Source organism: Devosia indica (genome assembly GCF_003056405.1).
Classification (GTDB): Bacteria; Pseudomonadota; Alphaproteobacteria; order Rhizobiales; family Devosiaceae; genus Devosia; species Devosia indica.
In genome coordinates this window covers 149,585-175,891 of record NZ_PYVZ01000005.1, presented here as the reverse complement: position 1 = coordinate 175,891, position 26,307 = coordinate 149,585, and the positions used below count along the sequence as shown (strand labels likewise).

Below are 26,307 nucleotides of genomic sequence, written 5' to 3'. Positions count from 1 at the left end.
CGGTGGCGGTGCAACACGGGGTTAGCCGGGGCTCGGCCCGACAGCGAGCTGTCGGCGGTCGCGATTGACGCGGCCGTCGACTGCTTCTGGCGATGCCTGGTCAGGCGCGGATGAAGGCCAGCATGTCTGGGTTCACCACTTCCGGATGCGTGGCAAACAGACCATGGGAGAGCCCCGGATAGGTCTTCAGCGTGCCATCATTGACGAGCTTGATTGCCTTGTGAGCCGAATTGCCGATTGGCACGATCTGGTCATCCTCGCCATGGATGATCAGCACGGGAACAGTAAGGGCCTTCAGATCCTCCGTGAAATCGGTTTCTGAAAATACTTCGATGCAGTCATGGTGCGCCTTTGCGCCACCATTCATGCCCTGGCGCCACCAATTGTCGATCAGGCCCTGGATGACCTTCGCGCCGTCCCGATTGAAGCCATAGAAAGGGCCGCTCGGCAGGTCACGATAGAACTGCGGGCGATTTGTCTCGAGGGCCGAGCGCAGCCCGTCGAAGACCTCCATGGGAACGCCATCCGGGTTCGCGGCCGACTGAACCATCACCGGCGGGATTGCGGCGATCAATATTGCCTTTGCCACCCGGCCACGTTCGGCGCGGGCTGCATAGCGGGTGACCTCGCCGCCGCCGGTCGAATGGCCGATATGGATGGCGTCGCGCAGGTCCAGCGCCTTGGCCAGTTCGGCTACGTCTGCCGCATAGGTATCCATGTCATTGCCGGTGTCGGTCTGGTCGGACCGGCCATGCCCGCGCCGGTCATGCGCGATGACACGATAGCCTTCGGACAGGAAGAACAGCATCTGGTTGTCCCAGTCGTCGGCGCTGAGCGGCCAGCCATGGTGGAAAACGATGGGCTGCGCGTCTTTCGGTCCCCAATCCTTGTAGAATAGGTTGGTCCCGTCGGGTGTTGTGATGGTCGGCATTGCATGCCTCCTTGCAAACTGGGTTGAGCGGATCTTCCAAACCATGGTCGTCTTGCGCGGCAGCCGTCTCACCTGACCGAAACGCGCGCCTGTTTCTTACATGGCCAATCTAGCAGAGTGACGAACCTGCCGCGGCGCGGAAGCTGCCGCAGAGGTGCCGATCTTGCGGGCTCCCGCTTGCAGCCTCGGGGCGTGCTGATCTGAACTTGGATTCCAGGGGTCTGGCAGGCCGTCAGGAACGTCGTGGGTGATCGCGATCCTTCGCACGTCCAAGCGCGTTGCGGGGGCGTTCCATCCGACGTCTATATTCATTCGGGGCGGTTCAGTGGCCTTCACCAGCAGGCTTGCCGATTGGCCCGAGATGAGTGTGGCGGAAGCCGGCCGCATATTTGAGGCCGTAGCCCAGGGCCCGGTCGAAAGCGGCATGTGCGACGAATATCAGGCCGACCTGCCAGAGAATTTCGCGGTCGGTCAGCGCCCCGGCGACGGCCAACACGGCAGCCAGGGCGTAGCTGTGGATGGTGTTGTAGAGAACTGCGCCGACCTTTCTGCCCGCTGCATAGCCGACCAGGCTGAGATCTGGAGCAAGGAACAGCACAGCGAAAAGCCAGAGCTCTCCGCCCAACAAGAAGTAGAGCGTCGCGCTGGCTCCCAGTATGACCAATGCTTCGCCACGCAGAACTTGACGTACCTGACCCGTCACATGACCCCGGTCGGTGTCATCAAAGTCACTTGTCTGGTTCATCAACGGACATCTCCTCGCGACCCATTTGACCGAATGCCAAACTGCCGCATGGCGCGGACGATCGCGATCCGGCGGTCATTGGCCGGGGCTCGCTGGCGTCCATGCAAACGTATTGTTCATGCCATGCTAGGAGGTTTGCTGCTGCCGCGCGGCGCAGAAGCTGCTGCGCCGGTGCCCAAGCTGCTGTCTTGCGTAAATTCGTCAGCGCATCCGCCGGAGCGCACCTCCTCGGGCAGGACGACCACGAGAGAGATGACTGAGCGGCGGGGTCGCCATCCGATCCGTCATCTCGCTCATCTGGTTGCCGCTGCTGGGGAAAGCCGGGGCGCAGGAAATAATGCAGCCAGTCAAAGGGCAGTGCCCGCGGTCAAGCGGCCTTTGCAGCCAGCGCCACCGCATCGGCGCCAGCCGGGATACGGAACGGAGAGGATGCATCGGTCACCGCCTGCCAGACCGCTTCCGCCACATCCCTGGTGGTCGTGACGCCAGTCTGCGGCTTCGACATTTGGGAGAACACCTGCCTGGCCCAGTCAGCATAGGCCTCGGGCACGCCATTCTGCGAGCGGGCACGGGCGGTGGTGCTGAACGAGGTTTCCGGCGCGCGGCCGGGAATGACGAGCCGCACGCGCACACCAAATTGCTCGATCTCGAGGGCGAGGTCCTCGCTAAACGCCTCCAGGGCGGCCTTGCTGGCCGTATAAGCCGACAACATCGGCAGTGGTTCGAGCGTGACGGCAGACGACAGGTTGACGATCACGCCCGATCCCTGCGCCCGCAAGCCGGGCAGTACGGCCTGTGCCATCGCCATAGGGCCTAGCGTGTTCAATTCGAAAAGCTGGCGCGTTGCAGCGATGGTCACGCCTTCCAGCGCCCCTATCATGCCGGCACCCGCATTGTTCACGAGGGCGTCGATTGGCCCTGCTTCTTCCACTGTGCGAGCGATGCTCGCGGCATCGGTCACATCGAGCGGGACAATGCGCAGGCGCTCGGACACGGGCAGCACATCCTTGCGCGGCGTGCGCATCGTGGCAATGACGCTCCAGTCGCGATCGAGAAAATAACGGGCCGTCTCAAGTCCGAAGCCGGACGATGTGCCGGTAATGAGAATCGTGTTCATGTGATTGAACCAGTGTATTGGTGGTTGTGAGTAGATGGGGGACGACGCGCCCGGCTCATTTTGTCTCGATGCGGCCTTCCGGCACGGTGCTGGCCGAGAGCGCGGCGACTGCATCGGCCCAGGCAGGGTCGCCGGGATAGAGCGATGTGCGCAGGAAGGCGGTCGAAAGGCGCTGGATCTCCGCAACCCGCTGGGGGCGTTCGTCCGTTGTTTCCCGCGCCTCGTAACCGGGTATGCCGCCCAGTGCGTGTTCGCCTCCAAAGGCAGTAAACAGCGCCTTTGGCGACGGGCTCAGGTCGTAGGCGTCGCGCCACCAGTCCGGTCCTCGCGTTGACAGTCCACCCTTGTCCGCGTCGCCGGCTATGACCAGCGTGGGCGTTGTCATGCCGGAAAAATCCGGGTGCATGAACGGCAGCGAGCGGGCCGCAAACGCACTCAAGTCCTTGCCGCCATTACCCGGGGTGGCCAGCAGAACACCCGCCTTGATGCGAGCATCCTTCCGGTTGACCACCGATCCATTGCCAGGATCAGGGTGGGTGGCACCGAGCAGGGTACTGGCGGTTTGCCCGCCCCATGAATGCCCAGCCACTGCGATGCGGGAGCGATCAAGTCGCCCCTGGATCACCGGTGCAGTGCTTTGGATGTCATCGAGGCCGTCGAGGATGGCCACAAGATCTTCCTCGCGGAAGCGCCAGAACTGCGGGCGGCGGGGATCGTCCCGGGAAAGGCCGAGCATGCGCGAGTCAAGGTGGGTTGGCTGGATGACCGCAAAGCCATGGGCGGCCCAGTAATCGGCGAGGGGACCATAGGCATGAAGCGACTGTCCATTGCCATGCGAGAAAATGATGACGGGCAGGGCGTCGCCCATGATCGGGGCAGATATTCTGATGTGCAGGTCGCTGCCCCGGTCCCGGGCTGGCAAGACAAGGGGAGTGACGGACGCAATTGCAGGCAGGCCGGATGCAGGAGAACGGCCTTGAGGCATTGAACTGGACATTGAAGTGCGAGCCTCCTAGATATCAAACGGATCATCGATCCGGAAAGTCATATACGGATCAATGATCCACTTATCAAGGGGGTGAGAATGGCATTGCCAAAGCCCGAGACAATGACTGGGACCGCGTCACCAACGGCAGACGATACCGTGGCGCCCGCGCCCCGGCTGCGCGCCGATGCCCGCAGAAACGAGGGCGCGCTCCTTGAGGCCGCGAAAGTTGTGTTCGCGCGCTCAGGGGTCGATGCCCCAATCCGGGAGATAGCGACACAAGCCGGTGTCGGACTGGGTACCCTATACCGCCGTTTTCCGACTCGCGCCGATCTGGTCGCTGCGGTGTTCCGCCGTGAGGTCGATGCCTGTGCTGATGCGGCACAGACGCTGGCCGCCGGGCAGGGGCCCGCCGAGGCTTTGGCCGAATGGCTGATGCTCTACACGCGTTTCCTCGCCACCAAGCAAGGGCTGGCGGCCGCACTTCATTCCGGCGATCCGGCATTCGCGGCTTTGCCCGATTACTTCCGAAGCCGTTTTGAACCGGCCCTGTCGAAACTGCTGCATGCAGCCGCCGATGCAGGCGAGGTCCGCGCTGATGTGGCGCCATATGATCTTCTGCGCGCGATCGGCAATCTGGCTGTGGCCACTGGCGAGGATGGAGCCGCACATGTCGAGCGCATGGTCATGCTGCTGCTGGATGGCCTCCGCTATGGCGCTGCCATCGGCAAGTAGCCGTTGCCACAGGGCGGGGACGCCATCCAGGAAGGGCGCAGAGGCATTGTCCACATCCGCGCCCTGGTTGGTCAGACCTCAGTCCGCAGACTGCGCCGCTTCGATGATCACTTGAGCCACCGCCTCGGGCTGGCTGACATAAACCAAGTGTCCTGCGTCGATCTCGGTGACAAGGCTGCCTGCGCGCTCGTACATCATCCTTTGCAGCTCCGGGTTGATAACGCGGTCTTCGGTCGCCAATACGGCATAGCTGGGTTTGTGCAGCCAAGCCGGATCGTGGGTCTCCGCCGTGAAAACACTCGCCGTGGTCGGCGTTTGCGACGAAAACAGGAATCGGGCCTCGACCTCCGGTAGGTCGGGCGCGATGTCCTTGAGGAAGCCGTCTTCGCTGATGCTGACAAAACCGTCCTCGCTGATGGTCACTGACGCCGGGTCGAGTTGTGGTGGGGTCGCGGCATTCAATGTGCCGGTGGTTTCTCCGGCAGCCGGCTGAAAAGCGGCGACGTAGACGAGCGCTTCGACTTTGGGATCATTGCCGGCCGTGGTGATGACGACGCCGCCATAGCTGTGGCCGACGAGCACGACCGGCCCGTCCTGTCTGTCCAGGACTAGCTGCGTCGCGTGCAGATCGCGGTCAAAGCCATTGAGTGGTTCCTGTACGATGCTGACTTTGTAGCCTTGCTCGGTGAGAATGTCATAGACCGGGCGCCAGCTTGCCCCATCCATGTTCATGCCATGGACCAGTACGATATTGTAGGCATCTGCAAGCGCAGGAAGCGTGCTGAGGGTCGGCATTGCGACGGCCAAGGCGGCAAGTGATAGATTTCGAATATGCATTGTCTTGTTTTCCTGAGTTGATCCCATGCCGCATGTTCCCGTTCGTCACGGAGCGTGGCTTTGGCATGGGCGATAGAGGGGATGTCGAGGCAGGCTTCAGACCTGCTTGGCGCCGCCGTCGACGCAGAGTTCGGCACCGGCGATGAAGGAGGCATCCGGGCCAAGCAGGAAGGCCGCGGCGGCGGCCACTTCGCTGGGCTGTGCCATCCGGCCCAGAGGTATGCTTGAGACAACTGCGGCCCGAACCTCATTAGGAACCGAAGCGAACATGGCCGTATCCGTCGGTCCGGGGCTGACCATGTTGATGCGAATGCCGCGAGGTGCCAGTTCCGCGGTCAAGCTGCGCACGTAAGACCGCAGGGCGGCCTTGGTTGCGGCATAGGTACTGAAATTTGCGACCCCAGCCTGGCCAGCAACCGAGCCGATGAGCACGACCGATGCCCCAATGGGCATGATGGCGACTGCCGACTTGAGGGCCAACACGGCGCCACGAACATTGATCGAAAAATGTTGGTCAAATTGATCGGCTGAGAGGTTTTCGAGCGGCGCGAATTCCGAGATTCCGGCATTGAAGACCAGAGCATCGATTTTGCCTTCGGCACGGCGCACCGCCTCGATAGCGTGCTCGAGTTGCTCGGGAACACCCGCATCCGCAACCAGGCCCTGCGTGCCTTGGCCTGCCTCCCGCGCCGCATTGGCGACCGCCTCAGCATCGCGGCCAGTCAGGTAGACGATTGCGCCTTCCGCTACCAGGCGAGTCGCAATTGCCAGGCCAATGCCCGAAGCACCTCCGACAACCAGGGCGACCTTCTTAGTCATGTGAGTCATCTAACAATCCACAAGCGTTTCAGATTTTCCTCTAGATATACGAGTTAAATCTGATATCAATTACGCACCATGGATAGCCTAGATATACGCAACGATACCTCTTCAGCGGATGTCGACCTTTGCTCGTCGGCCAACCTTGCCTATGCACGCCCTGTGCTCGACAAGATAGCGGACAAGTGGACCATCCTGATCCTGACCGCGGTCAGCACCGAGCCAAAGCGCTTCAATGAAATCAAGCGCCAGTTGGAGATCACGCACAAGGCGCTGTCCGATGCGCTCAAGCGAATGGAGCGCAATGGGCTGGTCACGCGGACCGTCCTGCCGACAACCCCAATTGGCGTTGAGTATGCGATTACACCATTAGGGTTGTCCTTGCGGGCACCGTTCCATGCCCTGTGTGCATGGGCGCTCGACAATGTTGCGGCAATGGAGCAAGCGGAAGCCCGGTACGAACTTGCCAAGAAATCGATCTAGCAGGGCATTCCGGACGGCCAATCGTGCACTGAGAAGCGGTGCCTGCGGTCGCCGGGTGGAGACATGTTTCAAAGGCCGACCGTGCGAAACTGCTGTTCCTGCGGGCGAGGCGAAAGCCCTAAAGGTGGCGGTCTGCCCGGTTCTGGTTGGAGCAGCGGGCAAATTGACGGTGAGGGCGGTATGGTGATGGTCAATGACGGCCTCAGAACGCTCGCACGTGCTGCAAGGGCTAAGCCATTTGCGGATCGTTTTTGGCCGGTTTTGCGAGACGCTCAAGATCGTTGATCAAGGCGCGGAAGGTGGCGAGGGGCACGGGTCTGGATATCAGGTAGCCCTGACCGTGGGCGACGCCGGCGCGTGACAGCGTAGCCCTTTGGTCTTCGGTTTCGATGCCTTCGGCGACCACGACGGCGCCCATGCGCTGCCCCAGATTGACCAGCACCTCGATAATCGCATCTGCGGCTTCAACCGTGCCGGCGACGTCAATGAACTTCTTGTCGATCTTGATGACGTCTGGCTTGAGGTCCTGAATATGCCCCAGGCCATTGTGGCCTGCGCCGGTATCGTCCAGCGAAATTCGGTATCCGCGCTTGCGCGCTTCACTGGTTACCGCAACAGCCTGTTTCATGTCTGGGAAGGCGTTGCGCTCGGTCAGTTCCAGCACGATGCGGGAATTGGGCGATCCGGCCTGGGCGACAATCTGGTCAAGGGTGTCGAGGAATCCTGGCTGCACCAGATGAGACGGGTCGATATTGAAGGCAATTTTGAATTCTGGATGCTCGACAAGCAAAGGGGCCATCTCGGACAGTGCCTGCTCGACCAGCCGCTCCGTCATTGGGACGATCAGTCCACTTGCTTCAGCAATGGGAATGAAGCGGTCGGGAAAGACCAGTTCACCGTCCCGCCGCCGCCAGCGGACCAGAACTTCGCAGCCGACAATGCGCAACGTCACCAGGTCAAAGACTGGCTGATAATAGGGAACGAGTTCCCCCCTTCGTATGGCCGAGCGCAATGCCTCCACCGGGCTGGGCGGCCGCATGACGGTTTGGGCGACCAGCAATCCGATCAGCGCGCCGGCAATGGCCCCGATAGCGAGCACGGGTCCCAACGGCCAGGGGTTCCAGTTTCGAAAGCTGGTCTGGCTGGTCGCCAAGGCGACGCTGACCGGATAACGGTCCGAGGCGGCTGAGAACGCACGCGCCGTCTGGCTGGGTGCCGTGCTCGCCTCATCGCCGAAGCGTGCAACCACGTCGCCCGGGCCAATGCGGATTTCGGCGAGCGCCTCATCACGTAGTTGTGCGGGGAAGATGTCAAACATCAGCATGTCGATATTGAGGGTCGCAGCAATCGAGTGCGTCTCGCCAATGCGCCAGAGCACGCGAAAGAGCCCGCTTCCCTCCGTATGGCTTGGTTGCAGGACGATGGATGTGTTGCGTGATTCATATTCGGCCAACCGGGCGCTCCCGGAGGTCAGCAAATCGAACTGGGCAGGCGCGGTGGAACACATCAATTGCCCGTCCGGGGCCAGCACTGCAATGTCCTTGATGGCACCGCGGACGAATGTCTGCTGGCGGAGGGTCCGGAGCGCCTCAATATTGCACAAGTCATTGCTGGGCGCGGTGTAGTCACCCAGCGTGATGACCGCATAGTCAATCGCCAACTCGGCGCGTTGCAGCAATTGGCCACTCAGCTCTTCGAGCTGCGCCAGGTTGCGCTGGCCGCGAAGGCTCTCCAGCCCAGCCCATCCTGCTGCGGTGAAAACCAGAGCCGAGCTTGCCACAATCAGGGCGCCCAGTACGGCACGATAACCTCTCATTGCTATCGTGACTGCCACGGCCAGCTCCGTCATTGTGTAGCAAGGCTTAGGCGGAAGTGACTTTTATTCGGTTAATCGGCACGACAACGTGATGCGGCAAGAGAAGGCTGAGGCATGCCAGCTATCGCTGAAATACAGATGAGCGCGGTTTGGCTTGTCCACAGCACACGAAGCGCTGACCAAGGTGCATGCCAGAGCAAAGCGCTGCATTTGCCCGCCTGCAGGCCGACGGGGAAACCGTTGCACATGGTCCCCAGCCGCAAGATGTCATGCGCTCCGTCGACGTGATTGTTTGGTCTCTGTGCTCGCCAAGGGGAATTCGATGAAAACGGGGCTCAGTCTGCAAAGGCTTTCCAGCCCCACCACCAGCGAACCAGCGTGGTGAGGAAGGCGAGGGTCGCAAACACGGTGGCCAGGACAGCAAAGTGCTGGGGGAAAAGGCAGATCAGGACAAACAAGGCGATGGTCTCTGTGCCCTCTGTTATCCCGCCAAGATAGTAGAGACCCTTTTTGGGCATTGTCAGCGATTTCAAGCCTCGGTGCTGGGCAATTACGGCAAACGCCAGAAAGCTCGACCCCGTGCCGACGAAGGAAAACAACAGCAAAGATCCAGCCAGCCCATTCACTGCAGGGTCGGCCAGGACAAAGGCAAATGGAATGGCAGCGTAAAAGAAGAAATCGAGCGCAATATCAAGGAAGGCGCCCCGATCGGTCGGACCGGCCAGTCGTGCCACCGCGCCATCGAGTCCATCCAGAATGCGGTTCAGCACGATGAGCAGCAGGCCGAGCAGAAACTGGCCGCCCGCGATAGCCGGAACAGCTCCCAATCCCACGGCAAAGCCGATGACTGTAATTCGGTTCGCGGTGGCGCCCCGTGCCAGGAGCCACCCCGCCAGGGGGCGCAGCAGCCGCTCCTGCGTTGGAATGAGGTAACTGTCGAGCACGCTTAAATCACTTCCTGGACAAAAAGAGCTGACGGCCGCAGCACGCCCGACTTGGTACATTGAGCCTGCCTCTTGCTACAGTGCCGCCGCTTTTTTGTAACCTGTGGTCACAATGATGCGAACGAGGAAGCAACCCGAAAAAAGACTGCAGGTCACGCGTTCGGTCCTGGCTCCCCCCACCCTGGCAATGATCGGAAATCAACCCGGAACGGATGGTGGCAGGAGAGCGATTATGGGCCTTGTCGTGCCGGTTCTTGAAACATTGTCTCCCCATCAGCGCGCCGTTATGTGTACGGAACTGCGGCACAAGCACTGCTGGGGCTTTTCGGCCTTGCGGCGCCATCGCGGATGACCGGCCTCATGCGCCGCGGCCTGTTCACAAAACTGCGCGCAGCGCCGCCCATCACGGACGAGCATGCGTAATGGTCAGACAGGTCAGAAGACCAAGCTTCAAATGCAAAGGCAGAGCGCATAATGAATGACGCACTCTTTCTGCCCGAACCGGTCATTCGGTTTGGTTCCTTCGTACTGATCTTTGGAATACTCGTCGTCATCGAACTGACCCATCCACGGCTCGAACGCCCCGAAATGCTTGCCGCGCTCAAGACGCGGCGCTGGCTGACCAATGTGGGCATGCTGGTGATCTCGTCCGTGACGCTGCGCGTTCTCTTTCCCGCGGCCGCGGTGGGTACTGCCCTGTGGGCGGAAAGCCTGGAGATCGGGGTTTTCAACCAGTTCGATTTGCCGCTCTGGCTGGCGGCATTGATTTCTATCATCGTGCTGGATTTCGCGGTCTGGCTTGAGCATCTGTTGAGCCACAAAATCCCGATCCTGTGGCGCATTCATCGTATGCATCATGCCGATACCGGCTTCGACGTCACCACGGCATTGCGTTTCCACCCGCTGGAAATCGTGCTGTCGATGCTGTGGAAGGCGGCCATCGTTGTGGCGCTTGGTGCGCCTGCCTGGTCGGTGCTGATTTTCGAAGTGGTGCTCAACGGCGCGGCCATGTTCAACCACGCCAATATCAGCCTGCCTGCCCGGATAGATCGCATTGTGCGTCTGCTGGTGGTGACACCGGACATGCACCGCGTCCACCACTCTACAGATCGCCGCGAGACTGACAGCAATTATGGCTTCAATCTGGCCATCTGGGACCGGATATTTGCGACATATACGGATCAGCCCGCAAAGGGACACCAGGACATGGATATCGGGCTGGCGGACTATCGTGACAGCGCGCCGACGCGGCTCGGATGGTCGCTGTTGCTGCCGTTCCGGAGACGCTGAAATGCGGCACCCTGAACCATCAACTCAGGCGGGCAAGGCGCTGCTGCGTTTCGTGCCCCTGGCGCTGATCCTGGTGGTGCTGGTCACCGGCCTCCTGCTAGGCTGGCATCGATATCTGACCCTTGAGTATCTGGCAGCGATCCGCACGACGCTCAAGGCGTTTGCCGCAGACCATGGCTGGCTGGCCATTCTGACCTATGTGCTCGCCTATGCCGTTGCGGTGGCGGTGGCCTTCCCCGCAACCTGGCTGCTCACGCTGGCGGGTGGCTTTCTCTATGGCATCTGGATAGGCGGTCTGCTGGCCGCCACGGGTGCCACCATCGGCGCGACAATGCTGTTCTGGGCCGCGCAGACCGCCTTCGGAGAGGGGCTACGCTCGCGCGTGGACGGATTTGCCGGCAAGGTGGCGCAGGGTTTCGAGGCCAATGCCTTCAGCTATCTTCTGGCGCTGCGGCTCGCCCCCGTATTGCCCTTTGCCGTCGTCAATATCGTGCCTGCCCTGTTCAAGGTTCCGCTCACCACCTATGTCGCAGCAACGCTCCTCGGCATCCTGCCCGGCGCGCTGGTCTATGCCTGCATTGGCCAGGGTCTGGAAACCATACTTGCTGAAGCGGCTGCGCTCGATCGACCCGTTGGCGTGGGCGAGCTCGTCACGCCTGGAATGACATTCGGACTGCTGGGACTGGCCCTTCTTGCAGCCATTGCGCCGCTCTCTGGATTCATTCGCAGGAAGTTGGCAGGCCGCAGCGCCTGACCGACCCGACAAACCAAGATGGAACCCAGCGCCAGATGAGCCAAGTCATGCATGCGAACTTGCCCCACGAAAGTCTCTCCTGCGATGTCTGCGTGATCGGTGGCGGCTCAGCCGGCCTGAGTGCGGCGGCGGGCGCGGCGCAGCTCGGCGCTAAGGTTGTGCTCATCGAGCGGGGCGCCATGGGCGGGGACTGCCTCCATACCGGTTGCGTTCCTTCCAAGTCGCTGATTGCAGCGGCGCATGCCGCACATATGTTCACCTCGGCGATGGCGTTTGGCGTCGGCGAGGCAATTGCGCCCAGGATCGATTTTGAGGCCATACATCATCATATCCATCGGGTGATCGGCGCCATTGCGCCACATGACAGTGTCGAGCGTTTCGAAGGGCTGGGCATCAAGGTCATCAAGGAGACCGCTCGCTTCACAAGTCCGACCGAACTGGTCGCTAGCGGCCACCGCATTACGGCGCGCCGTTTCGTGATTGCCACCGGCTCGAGGGCGGTTGTCCCACCGGTGCCGGGATTGCGCGAACTTGAGCCGCTCACCAACGAGACTATCTTCGACCTCACCGAGCGCCCTGATCACTTGCTGGTCATGGGTGGCGGGCCCATCGGGCTGGAGATGGCACAGGCATTCAGGCGCCTGGGGTCGGACGTCACGCTCGTCGATGTGGCCGGCATCCTGCCACGCGACGAACCGGAGGCTGCTGCGCTAATCCGTGGCGTTCTGCGCGATGACGGTATCGTGCTTCATGAACATGCCAAGCTGATCGATCCTAGGAAGGGCGAGAAGGGCGTCAGTGCGACCATCGAAACGGCCACGGATCGCTACGAAATTACCGCAAGCCATGTGCTGGTCGCTGCCGGCCGCAAGGCGAATGTCGAGGATTTGGGTCTGGAGTTGGCTGGGGTAAAATTCGGTCCGAAGGGGATCGAGGTGGACGGCCGTCTGCGGACGTCGAATCCCCGCATCTTCGCGCTCGGCGATGTGGCCGGTGGGCCGCAATTCACCCACATCGCCGGCTACCACGCCGGGATCTTCATTCGCAACGCCATGTTCGGCCTGCCGGCCAAGGTGGATTACTCGGCTTTGCCCTGGGTCACCTATCTCGATCCGGAAGTGGCCCATGTCGGATTGACGGAGGCCGAGGCGCGAAAGGCGCATGGGGAGGTGGTCGTTGTCGTCGAACACATGGACGAAAATGACCGGGCACAGGCGGAGCGCCGTACGGAAGGCTTCATCAAGCTGATCATGACAAGCAAGGGTAAGGTTCTCGGCGTTACTATCGTAGCGCCCCATGCAGGCGAAATGATCAGCCTCTGGGGACTCGTGATTTCGGGCAAGGTGAAGCTCTCGGCGGTGGCGACCATGATTGCGCCCTACCCGACCTTGGCGGAAATATCCAAGCGCGCTGCCAGTACCTATTTCAAACCCAAGCTGTTCGGGCGCCTGCCAAAAGCCTGGGTCGGTCTGGTTCAGAAAATTCTGCCGTGAAGCATCAGGGGTCCAACCGTTGAACCAGCTCCTCTACCAGCGGCATGACCCCGGCCACGATCACTGCGACACCCTCAGCGTTGGGGTGGCGCAAGTCGGGCTGGTTGAGCGCCGGGTCCAGCGCCACGCCTTCAAGCAAGAACGGGTAGAGCAAAGCGCCGTGTTCCCGGGCAAGGTCGGGGTAGATGGCGTCGAACGCTTTGACATAGTCGCCCCCCAGCCCGCGATTGGCCATCATGCCAAGAAGCAGCACGGGCATCCCGAGCGCTTCGAGCCGCGTAATGATCGCGTCAAGGTTCGAGCGGACTTCGGCAGGCGGGAGGCCCTGCAACATATCGTTGGCACCGAGCCCCAGGATGACTGCGTCGGGTGGATCGCCCAAGGTCCAGTCCAGCCTGGCCAATCCATCGGCCGTGGTGTCACCAGAGACGCTGGCATTGACCACGTTGGCCTCGAGCCCCTGGTCTTCCATTGCCGCCTGCAACTGACCCATAAAGCCTTCATCGGCCGACAAGCCCAGCCCGGCCAGAAGAGAGTCGCCATACAGAAGGATCGTGGGCTCCTCGGCCAGTGCCGGTTGTGCCAATGCCGCAATCGTGCCGATCAAGGCCATTGCGCGGATCGGGCGCCGCCACCATCTTGTCCCTATCAAGTTCACCGCCGTATTCATTCCGACCAAGTCCTGGCCCCGCTCTCATGAACGATACCATCGCCCGCACGCGGGACATGAACCTGCACCTTAATTCGGGCGGCAGCGCGCTTCATATCCTCAAGTCCATCACGTTTGCGATAAATCCGGGTGAGGTCGTCTCCGTCGTTGGGCCGTCTGGCAGCGGCAAGACCAGCCTGCTGATGGTGTTGGGCGGCCTCGAAAAGGCCAGCGATGGGGTTGTCGCCATCGGTGGTGCCAATCTTGCAGGTCTGGACGAGGATCAATTGGCCGATATGCGTCGGCAGAACATCGGCATCCTGTTCCAGAACTTCCATCTCATCCCCTCAATGACGGCGCTTGAGAATGTCGCCCTGGCGCTTGAGATCGCCTTTGACGATCTGCCAGTGGAGGAGATCATGGCACGGTCAAAGACGGCTCTTGCCGAGGTGGGGCTGGCGCAGCGCGAAACTCATTTGCCCAGCGCCCTTTCAGGGGGCGAGCAGCAAAGGGTGGGGCTGGCCCGTGCCATTGTCACGCAACCCAGGCTTCTTCTGGCTGATGAGCCGACCGGCAATCTCGATCAGGAAACGGCTGCGTCGGCCATCGACCTGCTGTTCACTCTGGCGCGGCGCAACAATATGGCGGTGCTGCTGATTACTCACGACAATAATCTGGCCATGCGGGCTGACCGCCGCATGCGCATGAACCGGGGAGAACTGCAAGAACTGGAAGCGACACTATCATGAGGCGCCTGCAGGGTTGGCTTCGCGTTGCCTTGGTCGACCTGCGCGGCAGCGCGCGGCGGTTCGTCATTCTGATAGCTTGTCTTGCACTGGGTGTCGCTGCCATCGGGACTGTCAGCGCCGTGCGCAGCAGCGTAGAGGCTGCCATAGAACGTGACGCCAGGCTGATCCTGGGGGGCGATCTGGAATTGCGATCCCAGCGCAGCGATGTCGATGATGCGGTGGTGATGGCGCTTGAGGAGTTGGGGCAGGTCAGCCGGGAAGTCGAGCTTAATTCCCAGGCCACGGCCAATGGCAAGAGTGCGTTCCTCTCGCTGCGGGCGGTTAGCGACGCTTATCCGCTGGTGGGAAGCGTTGTCCTTGCTGCCGGCGCCCAAGAGGGCAGTATTGCCGGCTTGCTCGCTGAGCGGAACGGGACTTTCGGGGTGCTGCTTTCCCAACAGGCGGCGCTGCGCCTTGACGTGAAGGTCGGCGAGATTGTCGGCATCGGCGCCCTTGATGTCGAACTGCGCGGCATCATCGACGCCCTGCCGGATCAGGCGACAGCGGGCTTCCAGCTCGGCGCCCCCGCACTGGTTTCAAGCGCGGCGCTGGCACCGGCCGGGCTGCGCGAGGAGGGGGTGCTCAGCCAGTTCCGCTACAAGGTGTTGCTGGCCGAAGGCGATTTCGGGACGGCGCAGACTGCGCTGGAAAACGTGTTTCCGGACGGGGACTGGCAGATCCGCTCGCCTCGTCAGGCGACCGCGACCATTGCGCGGTTCATCGGCGTTTTCGGCAATTACATGTTGCTGGTGGCACTTTCCTCCATGGTGGTCGGCGGTCTGGGCGCAGCCAATGCGGTGGCAGCCTATGTCGGTGAACGCCAGGGGGCCATAGCGACAATGCGCTCGCTGGGTGCCAAGAGCGGACGCGTGCTGTTTCATTTTCTGGTTCAGATCGCACTGCTCTCGCTCATCGCCGTTGGCATAGGTCTGGTGATTGTCGCCGGGGCGACTTTGGCGCTGCTGCCTTTGCTCTCGGGACTGATTGGCATCGATCTGCCGCCGGTGCTGGATGTGCGGTCCATGCTGGTCGCCGCGGCCATTGGTCTTGTCACGGCGCTGATTTTCTCGTGGGTGCCCTTGCTGCAGGCGCGCGCCGTCCGGCCTGCGCTGCTGTTCCGTGCCGGCTCAAGTAGCGCCATGGAGGGACTGGCTTGGCGGGCCATGCTTCGACTCGGCTTCATGGCGCCGCTGCTGGCCGGCTTCGCCATCCTGTTCGGCCTGACCCTGTTGATTGCCGACGATTTTGTGCTGGTGGCCATCTACTTTGCCGGAACGCTCATTGCTTTCGCCTTGTTGCGCCTCGCGGCCGCCTTGCTGCGGCGCTTCCTGATCCGGGTGCCGGCGCCACGCCAGCGCCTATTGCGTCAGGCGATCTCGGCGATCATCCGCCCCGGCGCGCCGACCACGACCGTATTGGTCTCAATGGGGATGGGCCTTTCGCTGCTCCTGCTGATCGTCACCACCCAGTCCAACATCAATGACCAGATTGCCACCGAGGTTCGCGCTGAGGCGCCCGACTTCGTGCTGCTGGACATGGATCGAGACGAACTCACCGCACTCGAGGCCTTCGTCGCCGGGACGCCGCAGATCGAGGCGTTGACGACAATTCCTATGTTGCGGGGCGTTGTCACCGAACTGAACGGAAATCCTGCGCCCTCAAGTGACGAGGTAACTCGCGACATTGCCGACATGTTCCGCGGCGATACGGCCCTGACCTGGTCTGCAACGGTCCCACCCGGGACCGTGATCGATGAGGGCAACTGGTGGGCGGAAGATTATGCGGGCGACCCGCAGGTCTCTCTGAGTGCCGAAATGCGGGACGCGCTGGATCTTGAACTGGGTGATACGATTACCCTCTCGATCGCCGGCAGGCCGCTGACCCTGACCATTGCCAGCTTCCGCGCCATCGATTGGCGCAGCCCGGAGTTCAATTTCCGTATCATCGTCTCGCCAGGCCTGATCGAAAGCGCGCCGCAATCCTATTTCGGCACCATCAAGACGTCACCTGGCGCCGCGCCGGCCATTGAGGCGGGCCTGATTGCGGCCTTGCCGCAACTGACCTTCGTGCCCGTGGGGGATGCTCTTGCGCGCGTCCAGTCCGTGTTTGACGGGCTGATCAGCGCCATCGCGCTTGTCAGTGGTACGGCCGTTATTGCCGGCGTGCTCGTCCTGGCGGGCGCACTCAGCGTCGGCCGTCAGCAACGCGAGGCCGATGCGGTTGTCATGAAAGTGCTGGGGGCCCGACGTGCTTTCGTGATCCAGGCGTTTCTCATTGAGTATGCTCTCCTGGGCGCCATCGCGGCGATCCTGGCGGGCCTCATCGCCGTTGTCGGGGCCTGGTCTGCCTCGACCTTCCTGCTCGAAATCGGTTTTGCCCTGCAACCGATGCAATTGGGCCTGCTGGCTGCTGGTATTATTCTTGTCACCACCGCGACGGGCGCTGCCACGACCTGGTCCGCCATGTCCGCAAGGCCCGCTGATCTCCTGCGGGAAGATGGCTAGCTCCGTGCGCCTGTCGGCTCATATGGCTTCAGGGGCAGGGCTTGCCCATGAAGCAGTGTCAGGAGCAACCACAACGACGCCTTGGGCGGACGCATGAGCCGTCTCTACCAGGCTGAAGCGAGTTATCAGAACTTGTAGTTGACGCCGGCGCGGACCAGCGAGAAGCGCTGTGCGATGTCGCGATTGCCGGTGGGGAGCCCTGCATAGGACTGCTCGCCCAGATCGACATAGAGATATTCAGCCTTGATGGAGATATTGGCGGTGGCTTGCGCCTCAAGGCCAAGGCCAGCGGTCCAGCCGAAATGGTTGGCCGATTGCGAAGTGATGACGCCGGTGCTTTCCTGCGCCACGCCACGGCCGAACGCCAGACCGCCCGTGGCATAGGGCATGACCTGACCTACGGTGACGCCGGCGCGACCGCGCACGGTGCCGAAGAAATCTGTCTTGGCTTCGAAAGTGCCGCCGGCAATGGCTTCGTTGTACCCGATGCTGGCCCATTGCAGATCGGCTTCGCCGCCGAGCACGAAGCCGCCCATGTCCATATTGTAGCCGGCCTGGCCGCCCAGGCTCCAGCCGGCGCTGTTATTGCTGGCCTGGCCTCCGGCCAAAGCGGGGCTGTTGGTGGTCGACCCCCAGGCGTAGCCGCCACTCACGCCTGCGTAAAAGCCGGTCCATTGGGTGGCGCTGGTCGACCCATAGATGGGCGAGGTGGCATTGCTGTTCCAGTTGACGTCGGCGGCCTGCACTGCAGTTGACGCCACCATAAGGGCAAGAAGGGCAATGGCTGAGTGTCGCATGAAAGCCTCGCTGGTTAAGACATTGGCGACATTTCGCGCCAATGTCTTAACGGCCCGGTAAGCAACACGGTTAACGGGGCAGCTTTCCAGTCAATTTGCGATCGGCGTCAGGCGGCGTCGTTGATCAGCCCCTCCGCCATGCCGTATTCGTGCAGCTTGCGGTAAAGGGTCGAGCGGCCGATGCCGAGTGCCCGGGCCACGCGCGACATGCGGCCGCCGTGATGTTCGATGGCAAAGGCAATGGCTTCGCGCTCGATGTCCGAGAGCGGCTGCAGGTCACCGCTGTCCGAGAGAAACCGATCACGCACGGCGGGGGGCGCGTGTTCCACAGGGGGGCGGGCGGTTGCCGCATCGATATGAACCGGTTCGGTCAGTTCCACCACTCTGGTGACTGCGCGCATGGCTTCCTCACGCCCAGCGGCCTGGGCCAGCACTTGCGGGAAGTCCTGGGTTTCGAGAAAGGCACCATCGCTGAGCACGATGGCGCGATAGATGGCGTTTTCGAGCTGGCGCACATTGCCCGGCCAATCATACGTGCCCAGCAATTCGGTGACTGCAGGGGAGACGCCCAGCACGCGCTTGCCGGCCTCGGCCGAGAAGCGGGCGATGAAGTGATTGGTCAGGGCCGGCAGGTCCTCGAGCCGCTCGCGCAGGGGCGGCACATAGATGGGGAAAACATTGAGCCGGTAATACAGATCTTCGCGGAATTCGCCGGATTTGGCGAGGTTGAGCAGACGGCGATTGGTGGCCGAGATCAGCCGCACATTGACCTTTTCGGGCTTGCTGGCCCCGACCGGCTCGATCTCGCCATCCTGCAGCGCACGAAGCAATTTGACCTGGGTGTCGAGCGGCAGTTCGCCTACCTCGTCGAGGAACAGGGTGCCGCCATGCGCCTCTGCGAATTTTCCGGGCTGGTCGGCATGGGCGCCGGTAAAGGCTCCCTTCTTGTGGCCGAACAGCACCGATTCCACCAGATTGGGTGGAATGGTGCCGCAATTGACGGTGATGAAGGGTTTTCCAGCCCGGTCGCCGGTGCCCTGAATGATGCGGGCTACCAGTTCCTTGCCTACTCCGCTCTCGCCTTCAATGAGCACCGGGATATTGCTCTTGGCGGCCTTGGCGCAAAGCGTGATGACGCGGCCCATGGCGGGCGCGGCGGCAATCATGTCCTTGTGGCTGAAAGTGCCGGCCTTGCGCGCATGCTCGGCGCGAATGGCGGCTTCGAGGGCATCCAGTTTCAGCGCGTTGCGCAGCGAAATGATCAGTCTTTCGGGCGCTACCGGCTTGACGAAGTAGTCGGCCGCGCCCTGGCGCATGGCCGAAATCACGGTTTCAAGTGAGGCATTGGCGGTCTGGATGATGACCGGCGTTGTGAGCCCTTCCTTGCGCATGGCTTCCATCACGCCCATGCCGTCGAGATCGGGCATGACCAGGTCGAGGATCATGGCCCCGAGCTGTGGATCCTCACGCAGAATGGAGAGCGCCTGTTCGCCGCCGGTTGCGGTAATCGGCTTGAAGCCGGCGCGGTTGGCGACTTCCGAGGTCAATCGCAATTGCACCGGATCATCGTCCACGACCAGAACACGCGTCATATTTACCCCAGATCAGAAGTTCTGCCGGCACGAATCGAGTTGTGCCGTTTTGGGAATGACGATGCCCATTGCTTCTTAAGAGGATGTTAATCCTAGAGATTTGGCTAAGCAGGCTTCCAAAGAAAAAGGGTCGCGGCACAAAGCCGTGACCCTCCAGAGCGTATGATGATTGGTTGAAGCTGCCTTATTGCCGCGTGGCGCCCTGGAGCTTGTAGAGTTCGTCCTTCACTTCGAGTTTCTTGCGCTTGAGTGCGGCGACCATGAGGTCGTCGGCAAGCCGGTTCTGCGTTTCGGTCTGGATCATCCGATCCAATTCCTGATGGCGGCGTTCAAGCGCTGCGATGTGGCCTTCAGTCGTCATAACAACTCCTTTCAGCGTGTTGGACACAGGTATCGTCACAAATATTTCATGCTTTGTCGACGCCGTTTGCGATGGCCCCGGAATTGAGATGCAAAACTTGTCGTGATCGGTTAACCAAGGCTGAGAATTGGCGTCTGAAATGTCCGGTACACCATGCTGTCGCTGACCAAGGAACAGGAAACCCAACTGGGGATCGAACTGGCCACAAAACGCCAGGAACACGCCGATCTCGATGCGGCGATCCACACTCTGGTGCAGTCGCAAATGGCAGATCGGATGCTGTTGCAGCGGCTCAAAAAACGGAAACTTTCGCTCAAGGACCGGATCGTCCAACTCGAAAATATTCTCTTGCCCGATATCATCGCCTGAGTGTCCAGATGCCTTGAGTTGTGGCAGGAATTAGGCTAGTTCCGCGCTTTGCGGAGCGGCACGGGGGAATCGCCATGCTCAAGCCACCGGTTGCCATCGTGATGGGCAGCCAATCGGACTGGCCCACCATGCGGTTGGCCGCCGAAACCCTCGAAAATCTCGAAGTCGAATATGAGGCGCGCATCGTTTCGGCGCATCGCACACCCGAGCGTATGGTGGATTTCGCCACCAATGCGCGGGATGAAGGCGTCAAGGTGATCATTGCCGGCGCCGGTGGTGCGGCGCATCTGCCGGGCATGATTGCGGCAATGACCAGCTTGCCGGTGTTCGGCGTGCCGGTGCGGTCCAAGGCGCTTTCGGGCATGGATAGCCTCTATTCCATCGTGCAGATGCCGGGCGGTGTGCCGGTGGGCACGCTGGCCATCGGCGAGCCGGGCGCAATCAATGCGGCTTTGCTGGCGGCGGCTGTTCTGGCCCTCAGTGATGATGATCTTGCTGACCGGCTTGATGCCCACCGCGCCCGCCAGACCCAGGCCGTACCGCTGTTTCCGTCCGATCTTGAGTAGTGCCTTGACTGACAATCCGACCATTCTGGCTCCCGGCTCCACCATTGGCATTCTGGGCGGAGGGCAACTCGGGCGCATGTTGGCCCTGGCCGCGGCTCGTCTGGGGCTGAAGAGCCACATTTATTGCCCCGACGCGCAGAGCCCGGCCTTTGATGTGACGCCGCTCAAGACCGTGGCCGGTTATGACGATGTCGAAGCGCTCAAGGCCTTCGCGTCCCAGGTCGACGTCGTGACATATGAGTTCGAAAATGTGCCCGCAGCCACCGCCGAAGTGCTGGCGGGGCTGAAACCGTTGCGGCCTGGCGCCAATGCGCTGGCCATCTCGCAGGACAGGCTGGCCGAAAAGAGCTTTCTGTCGTCCAAGAATATTCCGGTGGCGCCCTATCGGGCCGTGAACAGTCTTGAGCACTTGAACACCGCCATTGGCGAACTGGGCCTGCCGGCGGTGCTCAAGACCACGCGGCTGGGCTATGACGGCAAGGGGCAGCGCGTGTTGCGCACGCCCGAGGAGGCCGAGACGGCCTTTGCAGAACTCAAACCACACCCGCTGGTGCTGGAGGGCTTTGTGCCCTTCGAGAAGGAAATCTCGGTGGTGGTGGCACGCGGTCTCGATGGCTCTGTGCGAGCCTTCGATGCCGCCGAGAACGTGCATCGGGACCATATTCTGTTCACCTCGACCGTGCCGGGTGACATCGCGCCAGGTGTCGCCAAGCATGCGGCCATGCTGGCGAAGGTGATTGTCGTGGCGCTCGACTATGTGGGTGTGCTGGGAGTGGAATTCTTTGTGGTTGGCGGTGAGCGACCATCGTTGCTGGTTAACGAAATTGCCCCGCGCGTGCACAATTCGGGGCACTGGACAGAGGCTGTGTGCCTGACCGACCAGTTCGAACAGCATATCCGTGCCATCGCTGGCTGGCCGCTGGGCGATCCGCAGCGCATGGCCGATGTGGTGATGCAGAATTTGATCGGCGACGAGGTCGATCAGGTGCCGGCTAGCATTGATGGCGATACCCAGCCACATCTTTACGGCAAGGCCGAAGCCCGGCCCGGCCGCAAGATGGGGCACATCAACAGGATCGTGCGCGGCTAAGACGTTATCGTTTCAGCCACGCGTTCATCGCGTCGGCCACAGCGCCGGGATTTTCCAGCGTCGGAACGTGGCCGGCATCGGGGAAGACCACCAGCTCGGCACCGGGAATACATTCGGCCATCTCCTCGGAGAGCGGCAGGGGGATGAGTTTGTCCTCTGCACCAACGCCGACCAGTGTGGGCACTGCGATGTCCTTGAGAAAAGGCCGGGAATCGATGCGCGCCATGATGGCTGTCTGCTGGCGCAGATAGGTGTCGGTTCCAACGCGCATAGCCATGTCATGGACCTGATCGGCCACCGGACCATCAAGGTGCGCCGGTGCCAGCAGGCCGGGGAGGGCCATACGCGAAACGAGGGCCGACTTGCCTTGCCGCACCAGGTCCATTTCCGCCAGGCGCGCCTGTTTGCGTTCGTCGCTGTCAGGGCGGGCATTGGTGTCGAGCAGGGCCAGATGGGTCACGCGTTCCGGCGCTTGGCGCACGATTTCGAGAACGACATAGCCCCCCATTGACAGCCCGGCCAGGGCGAAGCGTGGCGGAGCGGCTGCCAGAATGCGGCGAGCCATGCCGGCAATGGAATCGTCGAGCGATACATCGGCAATGGCCGGGGCGATATCATCCCCCAGGCGCGTGATGACCGGCTGATAGAGAAAGCCATCGCATCGCAAGCCGGGCACCATGACGAGGGGTTGATACATGTTGGCCTCCTATACAATCGATGCCTCAGGGGTAGTCTCTGGCAACTGAACCCACAAGATGCCTGCATTTTTCCGCGCGACGAGTGTGGACAGCTTGCTATTGTTGGGCTATAGAGCCCGCCACGGTGACCGGCTAGGCTGGTCGGCGGGGTGGTTATTATGGCCATGCCGTTTTTATCCAAACAGTTTGCATAGCTTTGAAAGGGCGGTTGACCTTTGCAAGTAGTCGTTCGCGATAACAATGTTGACCAGGCGCTGCGCGCACTGAAGAAGAAGCTGCAGCGTGAAGGTGTCTTCCGCGAGATGAAGCTGCGCAACTATTACGAAAAGCCTTCCGAGAAGAAGGCTCGCCAGAAGGCTGAAGCTGTGCGCCGTGCGCGCAAGCTGGCCCGCAAGCGTGCGCAGCGCGAAGGCGGCATTGTGGCTACCGGCCGCAGCTAGGCGCTCAAAGCATTGTCGAATAGAACGCCGTCCCCTGCCGGGGCGGCGTTTTTTATTGTCCGGGATAAAGCCGTCGGTGCCAGAGTGCGACAATAACCGTCAGTATGGCCAGGGCCGGCAGCACATTGACCATTGCCGTTCGCGCGTCGGGGAAGAGCGCAATGGCCAGGACGGAGGCAACGAAGCCACCGCCCATCTGGAAGAAGCCGGTCAGCGCGCCTGCAGCGCCCGCGATATGCCCATATCGTGCCATGGCGCTGGCCGTCGCGCTGGGGCCGACGGCGGCAAGGGCCAGCATCCAGAGGCTCACTGGAACCATCGTGGCCAGCACCGCGTCGGGATATAGCCGCGGGGCAATGGCAAACCCCGCGCCGCCCAGGGCGAGGAAGCCCAACCCCGTCAGGATGAGTGCCGGGCCATCGAGGCGCCGCGCCAGCCGGCCAGCGATAATATTGCCAGTGATGAAGGAGGCGGTCTGGATCAGCAAGGCCATGGCGAACTGGAATGGCGTCAGCCCGATCTGATCAATGAGGATGAAGGGCAGGAGCGCAGCGAAACCATAAAAGCCACCAAAGGACAGGGCCAGCACCAATGCGGGCATGAGAAAGGCGGGCGCTGCGAGCAGGCGGCCATAATTGGCCAGCACCTGTCCCGGATGCAGGGGGACACGCGCTTTAGCAGGCAGGGTTTCGCGGGCGCCAAGGCCCAGCAAGGCAATCACGGCCAGACCAAATCCCGCCATGATGACAAACATCAGGTGCCAAGATCCCAGCACGAGGATGACGCTGCCCAGGGTCGGCGCCATGGCGGGCGCGACGGTCAGGATCAGATTGACCATGGTGAGGATCCGTATGGCATCCATGCCGACGAACTGGTCGCGCACCATCGCCCGTGATAGAGCCACACCGGCCGAAACGCCCAGCCCCTGCAGCAGCCGTCCGAGCAGCAGCATTTCCAGGGTCGGTGCCAGCGCGCAGACCAGCGAGCCGAGAACATAAACGGCAAAGAATACCACCCCGACCCAGCGGCGGCCGAAACGGTCCGATAGCGGACCGCACAGCAATTGCGAAATGGCAAAGGCGGCAAAATAGACCGTCATGGTCAGCTTGCCGCCTGCGTCCGTGGTGCCCAGATCCGCTACGATTGAGGGCAAGGCGGGGCCATACAGCGTCAGGCTGAGCGGGCCGGTTGTCACCATCAGCCCGCCGATAATGGCGGTCCGCCTCGCGGACATGCCCAGCGGGCGCGGGGGCTTCACCGGTTCAACGCGCGGTCGAAGAATGGTTTGGCACGGTCCCAGATACCGGCGTCCCAGAGGTCGGAGTGATCGGCACCATCAACGATCCAGAGTTCTTCGGGATTGGGGGCGCGCGCATAAAGGCGCTCGCCATTGGTAACGTCGATCGTGCGATCGGCCGTGCCATGGGCCACCAGGACCGGCTCAGTGACCTCCTCGATCCAGAGATCGTTGCGGAACTGGTCCTGCATGACCAGCGCGACCGGTAGGATCGGATAGCGCTCGGCTGCGACATTGACGGCCGAGAGGAAGGGCGTTTCGAGCAGCAGGGCGGCCGCCTCGCGTTGGCTGGCGACGTAGGTGGCCGGTCCTGACCCCAGCGAGCGGCCCCAGATCAGGATAGGGGCGTCGGTCTCGGCGTTCAGCCAGTCATAGGCGGCCAGTGCGTCGGTCAGGATATTGGCCTCCGAGATTTCGCCGGGCGAGGCAGGAAAGCCGCGATAGTCGAAGGCGAGGAAACCATAGCCACCAGCGGTGAAGCGCTCATAGCGCTCGTTCTCTTCGGTAAAGCTCTTGGAATTGCCCTTGTAATAGAGGATGACCGGCATGCCGGGACGGGGCGGGGCATACCAGCCGCTGACGGCCTCGCCGTCACTGGCAAAAAGCACGTCCCGCGCGCCGGTGAGGGCGGTGTTGCCCAGAGCGAAGACCTCACCCTGGGCGTCATATTGCAGGGCGCGCTGGTTGACATACATGTAGCCCACAACGCTGGCGTAACCCGCCACGATGAGGATGAGCAGGGCAAGCAGCAGGCGGCGAAGCAGTTTCAAGCGTTTAGTCCCGAACAAGGCGATTTGTGAACACTATAGCAGGCCGCAAGGGCTTGTCAGAGTTCGGAAAGGATCTTGTCGAGAGCCTGGACAAAAACCTCGTCGGGCTGGGCGCCGGAGAGAGCATATTTGCCGCCAAAGACGAAAAAGGGCACGCCGCGGATTCCCTGCTCGGCCGCGCTTTTGGCCAGTTGTGCAGTCACCTCGAGTTCGTGCTCATCATTGATGGCATCGAGTGCGTCGCCACGGTCCCAGCCATGCTCGACGGCAATATCGACCAGCGTATTGTCGTCATTAATCTGGCGATGCTCAAGGAAATAGGCCTCGGCAATGGTGTTGGCCAGCTCGTGCTGATTGCCATTGGGCTTGGAAAGCCGGGTCAACGTATGGGCCTTGGCAGTGTTGAACATGCGCGGCTGTTTGCTGAGATCGAGCGTGATACCGGCCTTTGCCGCTTCGCTCTCGACACGGGCCCACATTTCGGCTGGGTCGCGGCCGTATTTTTCACGCAGCATTTCGCCAACATCGACGCCTTCGGGCGGCACGGTGGGATCGAGATAAAAGGGGTGGTTCTCGATCTCGACCTCGACCTCGTCGGGGAGACCGGCAAGCGCCTGATCAAGCCGCGCCGAGCCAACCAGACACCAGGGGCAGACCACATCGGTGAAGACGTCGATCTTGAGCAGCTTGGACATGGACAGCCTCCGGGCAAACAAACACCTTCCGCCCAGATGGCGGTCCGGGCGGAAGCTGGCAAGAGGGAACTTTGAGGTAACTATCCGGCTGGTGGCTGAGTGTGGCCCGACTGCATGAGGGCAAAGGGCGGGCTATAGGCAGCCGCAATGGTCAGGCCCAGGGCCGCGCTGATACCGGTAGCGGCCAGCATCGGCGCCATCAGCCAGCCGGCCAGGGGGGCGGCAGGTCCGATGCGCCGCATTGTGGCCATGGTGCCCAGAAACAGGGCCGTGCAGACCAGTCCCAGTTGCAGGGAGTCGAGCAGGGGCGTGAAGAAAGGCAGCAAGACGTAAAATGCCGTCAGACCGATCAGCCACTGGCGCGCCGTGCCACGGGTCAGCCGTTCGGTGAGCGCCCAAAAGGCGCTGCCCAGTAGCGCGAGCTGGACCAGGTGCATGACCGCGCCGCCCCAGTTGGGCAGGCCGAAGGGCGCAAAAAAGACGGGAAACAGGCCAATCGCGCTGGCTCCAAGATGGGCCAGACCAAACATGCCCAGAGGCAGGCTGGTACACACCACCAGCCGCGCAGCGGCCTGCGGTGCAGTGTTGGTGTCCTGGTGGCCGTGAGCGGCCTGATCGAGCATTGCAGTGGTGGCCATTTGCGCGGCTCCCCATTGGCGGATCGTGCTCTATCAATGGCTGGCAGGCGTGAAGGGTTCCGTATACGTCAATCTGCCGGTGCCGTCTCGCCCCTTGAAGATGC

28 protein-coding genes are annotated in these 26,307 nt (G+C 61.8%); 11 read left to right on the top strand and 17 right to left on the bottom strand.

The window, feature by feature from the left end; translation table 11 throughout:
• Nucleotides 1–100 precede the first annotated feature (100 nt).
• The 4 genes from DDE76_RS07325 to DDE76_RS07310 all read right to left on the bottom strand — a co-directional run bounded on the left by DDE76_RS07325 (nucleotide 101) and on the right by DDE76_RS07310 (nucleotide 3,778).
• The gene (locus DDE76_RS07325; RefSeq protein ID WP_104893143.1) at nucleotides 101–931 is read right to left on the bottom strand and encodes an alpha/beta fold hydrolase; all 831 of its coding nucleotides are present in this window, start codon (nucleotides 929–931) and stop codon (nucleotides 101–103) included.
• 322 nt (nucleotides 932–1,253) lie between these two features.
• Nucleotides 1,254–1,676, bottom strand: coding sequence for a DUF4260 domain-containing protein (locus DDE76_RS07320; protein WP_104893144.1), 423 nt, complete (start codon nucleotides 1,674–1,676; stop codon nucleotides 1,254–1,256).
• A gap of 367 nt (nucleotides 1,677–2,043) precedes the next feature.
• On the bottom strand, nucleotides 2,044–2,793 hold the full coding sequence (locus DDE76_RS07315; RefSeq protein WP_104893145.1) for an SDR family oxidoreductase: 750 nt from the start codon (nucleotides 2,791–2,793) through the stop codon (nucleotides 2,044–2,046).
• A 55-nt stretch (nucleotides 2,794–2,848) separates the two neighbouring features.
• Nucleotides 2,849–3,778, bottom strand: coding sequence for an alpha/beta hydrolase family protein (locus DDE76_RS07310; RefSeq protein WP_104893146.1), 930 nt, complete (start codon nucleotides 3,776–3,778; stop codon nucleotides 2,849–2,851).
• A 123-nt stretch (nucleotides 3,779–3,901) separates the two neighbouring features.
• On the opposite strand from DDE76_RS07310, the gene DDE76_RS07305 reads away from it, so the two are divergent.
• Nucleotides 3,902–4,513, top strand: a complete 612-nt coding sequence (locus DDE76_RS07305) for a TetR/AcrR family transcriptional regulator (protein ID WP_104893147.1) — start codon at nucleotides 3,902–3,904, stop codon at nucleotides 4,511–4,513.
• Nucleotides 4,514–4,591: 78 nt separating this feature from the next.
• Here DDE76_RS07305 and DDE76_RS07300 read toward each other — a convergent pair whose 3' ends face one another.
• A complete protein-coding gene (locus DDE76_RS07300; RefSeq protein ID WP_245891830.1) occupies nucleotides 4,592–5,350 on the bottom strand; it encodes an alpha/beta fold hydrolase in 759 nt (252 codons plus the stop codon).
• Nucleotides 5,351–5,446: 96 nt separating this feature from the next.
• Entirely contained in the window at nucleotides 5,447–6,178 is a 732-nt protein-coding gene (locus DDE76_RS07295) for an SDR family NAD(P)-dependent oxidoreductase (protein ID WP_104893149.1), read from the bottom strand.
• A 69-nt stretch (nucleotides 6,179–6,247) separates the two neighbouring features.
• Here DDE76_RS07295 and DDE76_RS07290 point away from each other — a divergent pair, with 69 nt between their 5' ends.
• Nucleotides 6,248–6,652, top strand: a complete 405-nt coding sequence (locus tag DDE76_RS07290) for a winged helix-turn-helix transcriptional regulator (protein WP_104893150.1) — start codon at nucleotides 6,248–6,250, stop codon at nucleotides 6,650–6,652.
• Nucleotides 6,653–6,881: 229 nt separating this feature from the next.
• Here DDE76_RS07290 and DDE76_RS07285 read toward each other — a convergent pair whose 3' ends face one another.
• Nucleotides 6,882–8,486 (bottom strand): EAL domain-containing protein, encoded by a 1,605-nt coding sequence (locus DDE76_RS07285; RefSeq protein WP_158672396.1) that lies wholly within the window; start codon nucleotides 8,484–8,486, stop codon nucleotides 6,882–6,884.
• A 317-nt stretch (nucleotides 8,487–8,803) separates the two neighbouring features.
• Nucleotides 8,804–9,412: a CDP-alcohol phosphatidyltransferase family protein gene (locus DDE76_RS07280; protein WP_104893152.1), complete on the bottom strand. Its 609-nt coding sequence runs from the start codon at nucleotides 9,410–9,412 to the stop codon at nucleotides 8,804–8,806.
• A 474-nt stretch (nucleotides 9,413–9,886) separates the two neighbouring features.
• On the opposite strand from DDE76_RS07280, the gene DDE76_RS07275 reads away from it, so the two are divergent.
• Genes DDE76_RS07275 through DDE76_RS07265 form a run of 3 tightly spaced genes read left to right on the top strand, consistent with a single transcriptional unit; the run spans nucleotide 9,887 to nucleotide 12,949 of the window.
• The gene (locus tag DDE76_RS07275; RefSeq protein WP_104893153.1) at nucleotides 9,887–10,702 is read left to right on the top strand and encodes a sterol desaturase family protein; all 816 of its coding nucleotides are present in this window, start codon (nucleotides 9,887–9,889) and stop codon (nucleotides 10,700–10,702) included.
• Between the two features lies 1 nt (nucleotide 10,703).
• Nucleotides 10,704–11,456 carry a TVP38/TMEM64 family protein gene (locus DDE76_RS07270; RefSeq protein WP_104893154.1) on the top strand — a complete coding sequence of 251 codons (753 nt, stop codon included), beginning with the start codon at nucleotides 10,704–10,706 and terminating at the stop codon, nucleotides 11,454–11,456.
• Nucleotides 11,457–11,503: 47 nt separating this feature from the next.
• Nucleotides 11,504–12,949, top strand: coding sequence for a dihydrolipoyl dehydrogenase family protein (locus tag DDE76_RS07265; protein WP_104894895.1), 1,446 nt, complete (start codon nucleotides 11,504–11,506; stop codon nucleotides 12,947–12,949).
• A 4-nt stretch (nucleotides 12,950–12,953) separates the two neighbouring features.
• Here DDE76_RS07265 and DDE76_RS07260 read toward each other — a convergent pair whose 3' ends face one another.
• Nucleotides 12,954–13,562, bottom strand: a complete 609-nt coding sequence (locus DDE76_RS07260; protein WP_245891829.1) for an arylesterase — start codon at nucleotides 13,560–13,562, stop codon at nucleotides 12,954–12,956.
• Nucleotides 13,563–13,645: 83 nt separating this feature from the next.
• Between DDE76_RS07260 and DDE76_RS07255 the strand changes: the two genes are divergently transcribed.
• Entirely contained in the window at nucleotides 13,646–14,347 is a 702-nt protein-coding gene (locus DDE76_RS07255) for an ABC transporter ATP-binding protein (RefSeq protein ID WP_104893155.1), read from the top strand.
• Nucleotides 14,344–16,890 carry an ABC transporter permease gene (locus tag DDE76_RS07250; RefSeq protein ID WP_104893156.1) on the top strand — a complete coding sequence of 849 codons (2,547 nt, stop codon included), beginning with the start codon at nucleotides 14,344–14,346 and terminating at the stop codon, nucleotides 16,888–16,890. Before DDE76_RS07255 ends, DDE76_RS07250 begins: the two co-directional genes overlap by 4 nt.
• A 125-nt stretch (nucleotides 16,891–17,015) precedes the next feature.
• On the opposite strand, the gene DDE76_RS07245 is transcribed toward DDE76_RS07250, so the two are convergent.
• From DDE76_RS07245 to DDE76_RS07235, 3 genes are all read right to left on the bottom strand, one after another.
• Complete coding sequence (locus tag DDE76_RS07245) at nucleotides 17,016–17,687, bottom strand: outer membrane protein (RefSeq protein ID WP_104893157.1); 672 nt, start codon at nucleotides 17,685–17,687, stop codon at nucleotides 17,016–17,018.
• 107 nt (nucleotides 17,688–17,794) lie between these two features.
• Nucleotides 17,795–19,279, bottom strand: a complete 1,485-nt coding sequence (locus tag DDE76_RS07240; protein WP_104893158.1) for a sigma-54-dependent transcriptional regulator — start codon at nucleotides 19,277–19,279, stop codon at nucleotides 17,795–17,797.
• Nucleotides 19,280–19,463: 184 nt separating this feature from the next.
• Entirely contained in the window at nucleotides 19,464–19,640 is a 177-nt protein-coding gene (locus DDE76_RS07235; protein ID WP_104893159.1) for a YdcH family protein, read from the bottom strand.
• A 162-nt stretch (nucleotides 19,641–19,802) separates the two neighbouring features.
• Between DDE76_RS07235 and DDE76_RS07230 the strand changes: the two genes are divergently transcribed.
• The 3 genes from DDE76_RS07230 (at nucleotide 19,803) to DDE76_RS07220 (ending at nucleotide 21,665) form a co-directional block, all read left to right on the top strand.
• Nucleotides 19,803–20,009, top strand: coding sequence for a YdcH family protein (locus DDE76_RS07230; RefSeq protein WP_198650866.1), 207 nt, complete (start codon nucleotides 19,803–19,805; stop codon nucleotides 20,007–20,009).
• 74 nt (nucleotides 20,010–20,083) lie between these two features.
• Nucleotides 20,084–20,575: a 5-(carboxyamino)imidazole ribonucleotide mutase gene (purE, locus tag DDE76_RS07225; RefSeq protein WP_104893161.1), complete on the top strand. Its 492-nt coding sequence runs from the start codon at nucleotides 20,084–20,086 to the stop codon at nucleotides 20,573–20,575.
• 4 nt (nucleotides 20,576–20,579) lie between these two features.
• Nucleotides 20,580–21,665, top strand: coding sequence for a 5-(carboxyamino)imidazole ribonucleotide synthase (locus tag DDE76_RS07220; protein ID WP_245891828.1), 1,086 nt, complete (start codon nucleotides 20,580–20,582; stop codon nucleotides 21,663–21,665).
• Nucleotides 21,666–21,669: 4 nt separating this feature from the next.
• Here DDE76_RS07220 and DDE76_RS07215 read toward each other — a convergent pair whose 3' ends face one another.
• Nucleotides 21,670–22,362 (bottom strand): alpha/beta fold hydrolase, encoded by a 693-nt coding sequence (locus tag DDE76_RS07215; RefSeq protein ID WP_104893162.1) that lies wholly within the window; start codon nucleotides 22,360–22,362, stop codon nucleotides 21,670–21,672.
• Nucleotides 22,363–22,578: 216 nt separating this feature from the next.
• Here DDE76_RS07215 and rpsU point away from each other — a divergent pair, with 216 nt between their 5' ends.
• Nucleotides 22,579–22,803 carry a 30S ribosomal protein S21 gene (gene rpsU, locus DDE76_RS07210; RefSeq protein ID WP_104893163.1) on the top strand — a complete coding sequence of 75 codons (225 nt, stop codon included), beginning with the start codon at nucleotides 22,579–22,581 and terminating at the stop codon, nucleotides 22,801–22,803.
• A 52-nt stretch (nucleotides 22,804–22,855) separates the two neighbouring features.
• On the opposite strand, the gene DDE76_RS07205 is transcribed toward rpsU, so the two are convergent.
• From DDE76_RS07205 to DDE76_RS07190, 4 genes are all read right to left on the bottom strand, one after another.
• Nucleotides 22,856–24,037: a multidrug effflux MFS transporter gene (locus DDE76_RS07205; protein WP_157955701.1), complete on the bottom strand. Its 1,182-nt coding sequence runs from the start codon at nucleotides 24,035–24,037 to the stop codon at nucleotides 22,856–22,858.
• Between the two features lie 20 nt (nucleotides 24,038–24,057).
• Nucleotides 24,058–24,870, bottom strand: a complete 813-nt coding sequence (locus DDE76_RS07200; RefSeq protein WP_104893165.1) for an alpha/beta hydrolase — start codon at nucleotides 24,868–24,870, stop codon at nucleotides 24,058–24,060.
• Between the two features lie 56 nt (nucleotides 24,871–24,926).
• Nucleotides 24,927–25,565 (bottom strand): DsbA family oxidoreductase, encoded by a 639-nt coding sequence (locus DDE76_RS07195; RefSeq protein WP_104893166.1) that lies wholly within the window; start codon nucleotides 25,563–25,565, stop codon nucleotides 24,927–24,929.
• 80 nt (nucleotides 25,566–25,645) lie between these two features.
• Nucleotides 25,646–26,203, bottom strand: coding sequence for a hypothetical protein (locus tag DDE76_RS07190; protein ID WP_104893167.1), 558 nt, complete (start codon nucleotides 26,201–26,203; stop codon nucleotides 25,646–25,648).
• Nucleotides 26,204–26,307: the final 104 nt, after the last annotated feature.

Coding starts and splice junctions, on each gene's coding strand:
- DDE76_RS07325 (WP_104893143.1), bottom strand. CDS start 931: ATGCCGACCATCACAACACCCGACGGGACCAACCTATTCTACAAGGAT.
- DDE76_RS07320 (WP_104893144.1), bottom strand. CDS start 1,676: ATGAACCAGACAAGTGACTTTGATGACACCGACCGGGGTCATGTGACG.
- DDE76_RS07315 (WP_104893145.1), bottom strand. CDS start 2,793: ATGAACACGATTCTCATTACCGGCACATCGTCCGGCTTCGGACTTGAG.
- DDE76_RS07310 (WP_104893146.1), bottom strand. CDS start 3,778: ATGCCTCAAGGCCGTTCTCCTGCATCCGGCCTGCCTGCAATTGCGTCC.
- DDE76_RS07305 (WP_104893147.1), top strand. CDS start 3,902: ATGACTGGGACCGCGTCACCAACGGCAGACGATACCGTGGCGCCCGCG.
- DDE76_RS07300 (WP_245891830.1), bottom strand. CDS start 5,350: ATGCATATTCGAAATCTATCACTTGCCGCCTTGGCCGTCGCAATGCCG.
- DDE76_RS07295 (WP_104893149.1), bottom strand. CDS start 6,178: ATGACTCACATGACTAAGAAGGTCGCCCTGGTTGTCGGAGGTGCTTCG.
- DDE76_RS07290 (WP_104893150.1), top strand. CDS start 6,248: ATGGATAGCCTAGATATACGCAACGATACCTCTTCAGCGGATGTCGAC.
- DDE76_RS07275 (WP_104893153.1), top strand. CDS start 9,887: ATGAATGACGCACTCTTTCTGCCCGAACCGGTCATTCGGTTTGGTTCC.
- DDE76_RS07270 (WP_104893154.1), top strand. CDS start 10,704: ATGCGGCACCCTGAACCATCAACTCAGGCGGGCAAGGCGCTGCTGCGT.
- DDE76_RS07265 (WP_104894895.1), top strand. CDS start 11,504: ATGCATGCGAACTTGCCCCACGAAAGTCTCTCCTGCGATGTCTGCGTG.
- DDE76_RS07260 (WP_245891829.1), bottom strand. CDS start 13,562: ATGGCCTTGATCGGCACGATTGCGGCATTGGCACAACCGGCACTGGCC.
- DDE76_RS07255 (WP_104893155.1), top strand. CDS start 13,646: ATGAACGATACCATCGCCCGCACGCGGGACATGAACCTGCACCTTAAT.
- DDE76_RS07250 (WP_104893156.1), top strand. CDS start 14,344: ATGAGGCGCCTGCAGGGTTGGCTTCGCGTTGCCTTGGTCGACCTGCGC.
- DDE76_RS07245 (WP_104893157.1), bottom strand. CDS start 17,687: ATGCGACACTCAGCCATTGCCCTTCTTGCCCTTATGGTGGCGTCAACT.
- DDE76_RS07240 (WP_104893158.1), bottom strand. CDS start 19,279: ATGACGCGTGTTCTGGTCGTGGACGATGATCCGGTGCAATTGCGATTG.
- DDE76_RS07235 (WP_104893159.1), bottom strand. CDS start 19,640: ATGACGACTGAAGGCCACATCGCAGCGCTTGAACGCCGCCATCAGGAA.
- purE (WP_104893161.1), top strand. CDS start 20,084: ATGCTCAAGCCACCGGTTGCCATCGTGATGGGCAGCCAATCGGACTGG.
- DDE76_RS07215 (WP_104893162.1), bottom strand. CDS start 22,362: ATGTATCAACCCCTCGTCATGGTGCCCGGCTTGCGATGCGATGGCTTT.
- DDE76_RS07205 (WP_157955701.1), bottom strand. CDS start 24,037: ATGTCCGCGAGGCGGACCGCCATTATCGGCGGGCTGATGGTGACAACC.
- DDE76_RS07195 (WP_104893166.1), bottom strand. CDS start 25,565: ATGTCCAAGCTGCTCAAGATCGACGTCTTCACCGATGTGGTCTGCCCC.
- DDE76_RS07190 (WP_104893167.1), bottom strand. CDS start 26,203: ATGGCCACCACTGCAATGCTCGATCAGGCCGCTCACGGCCACCAGGAC.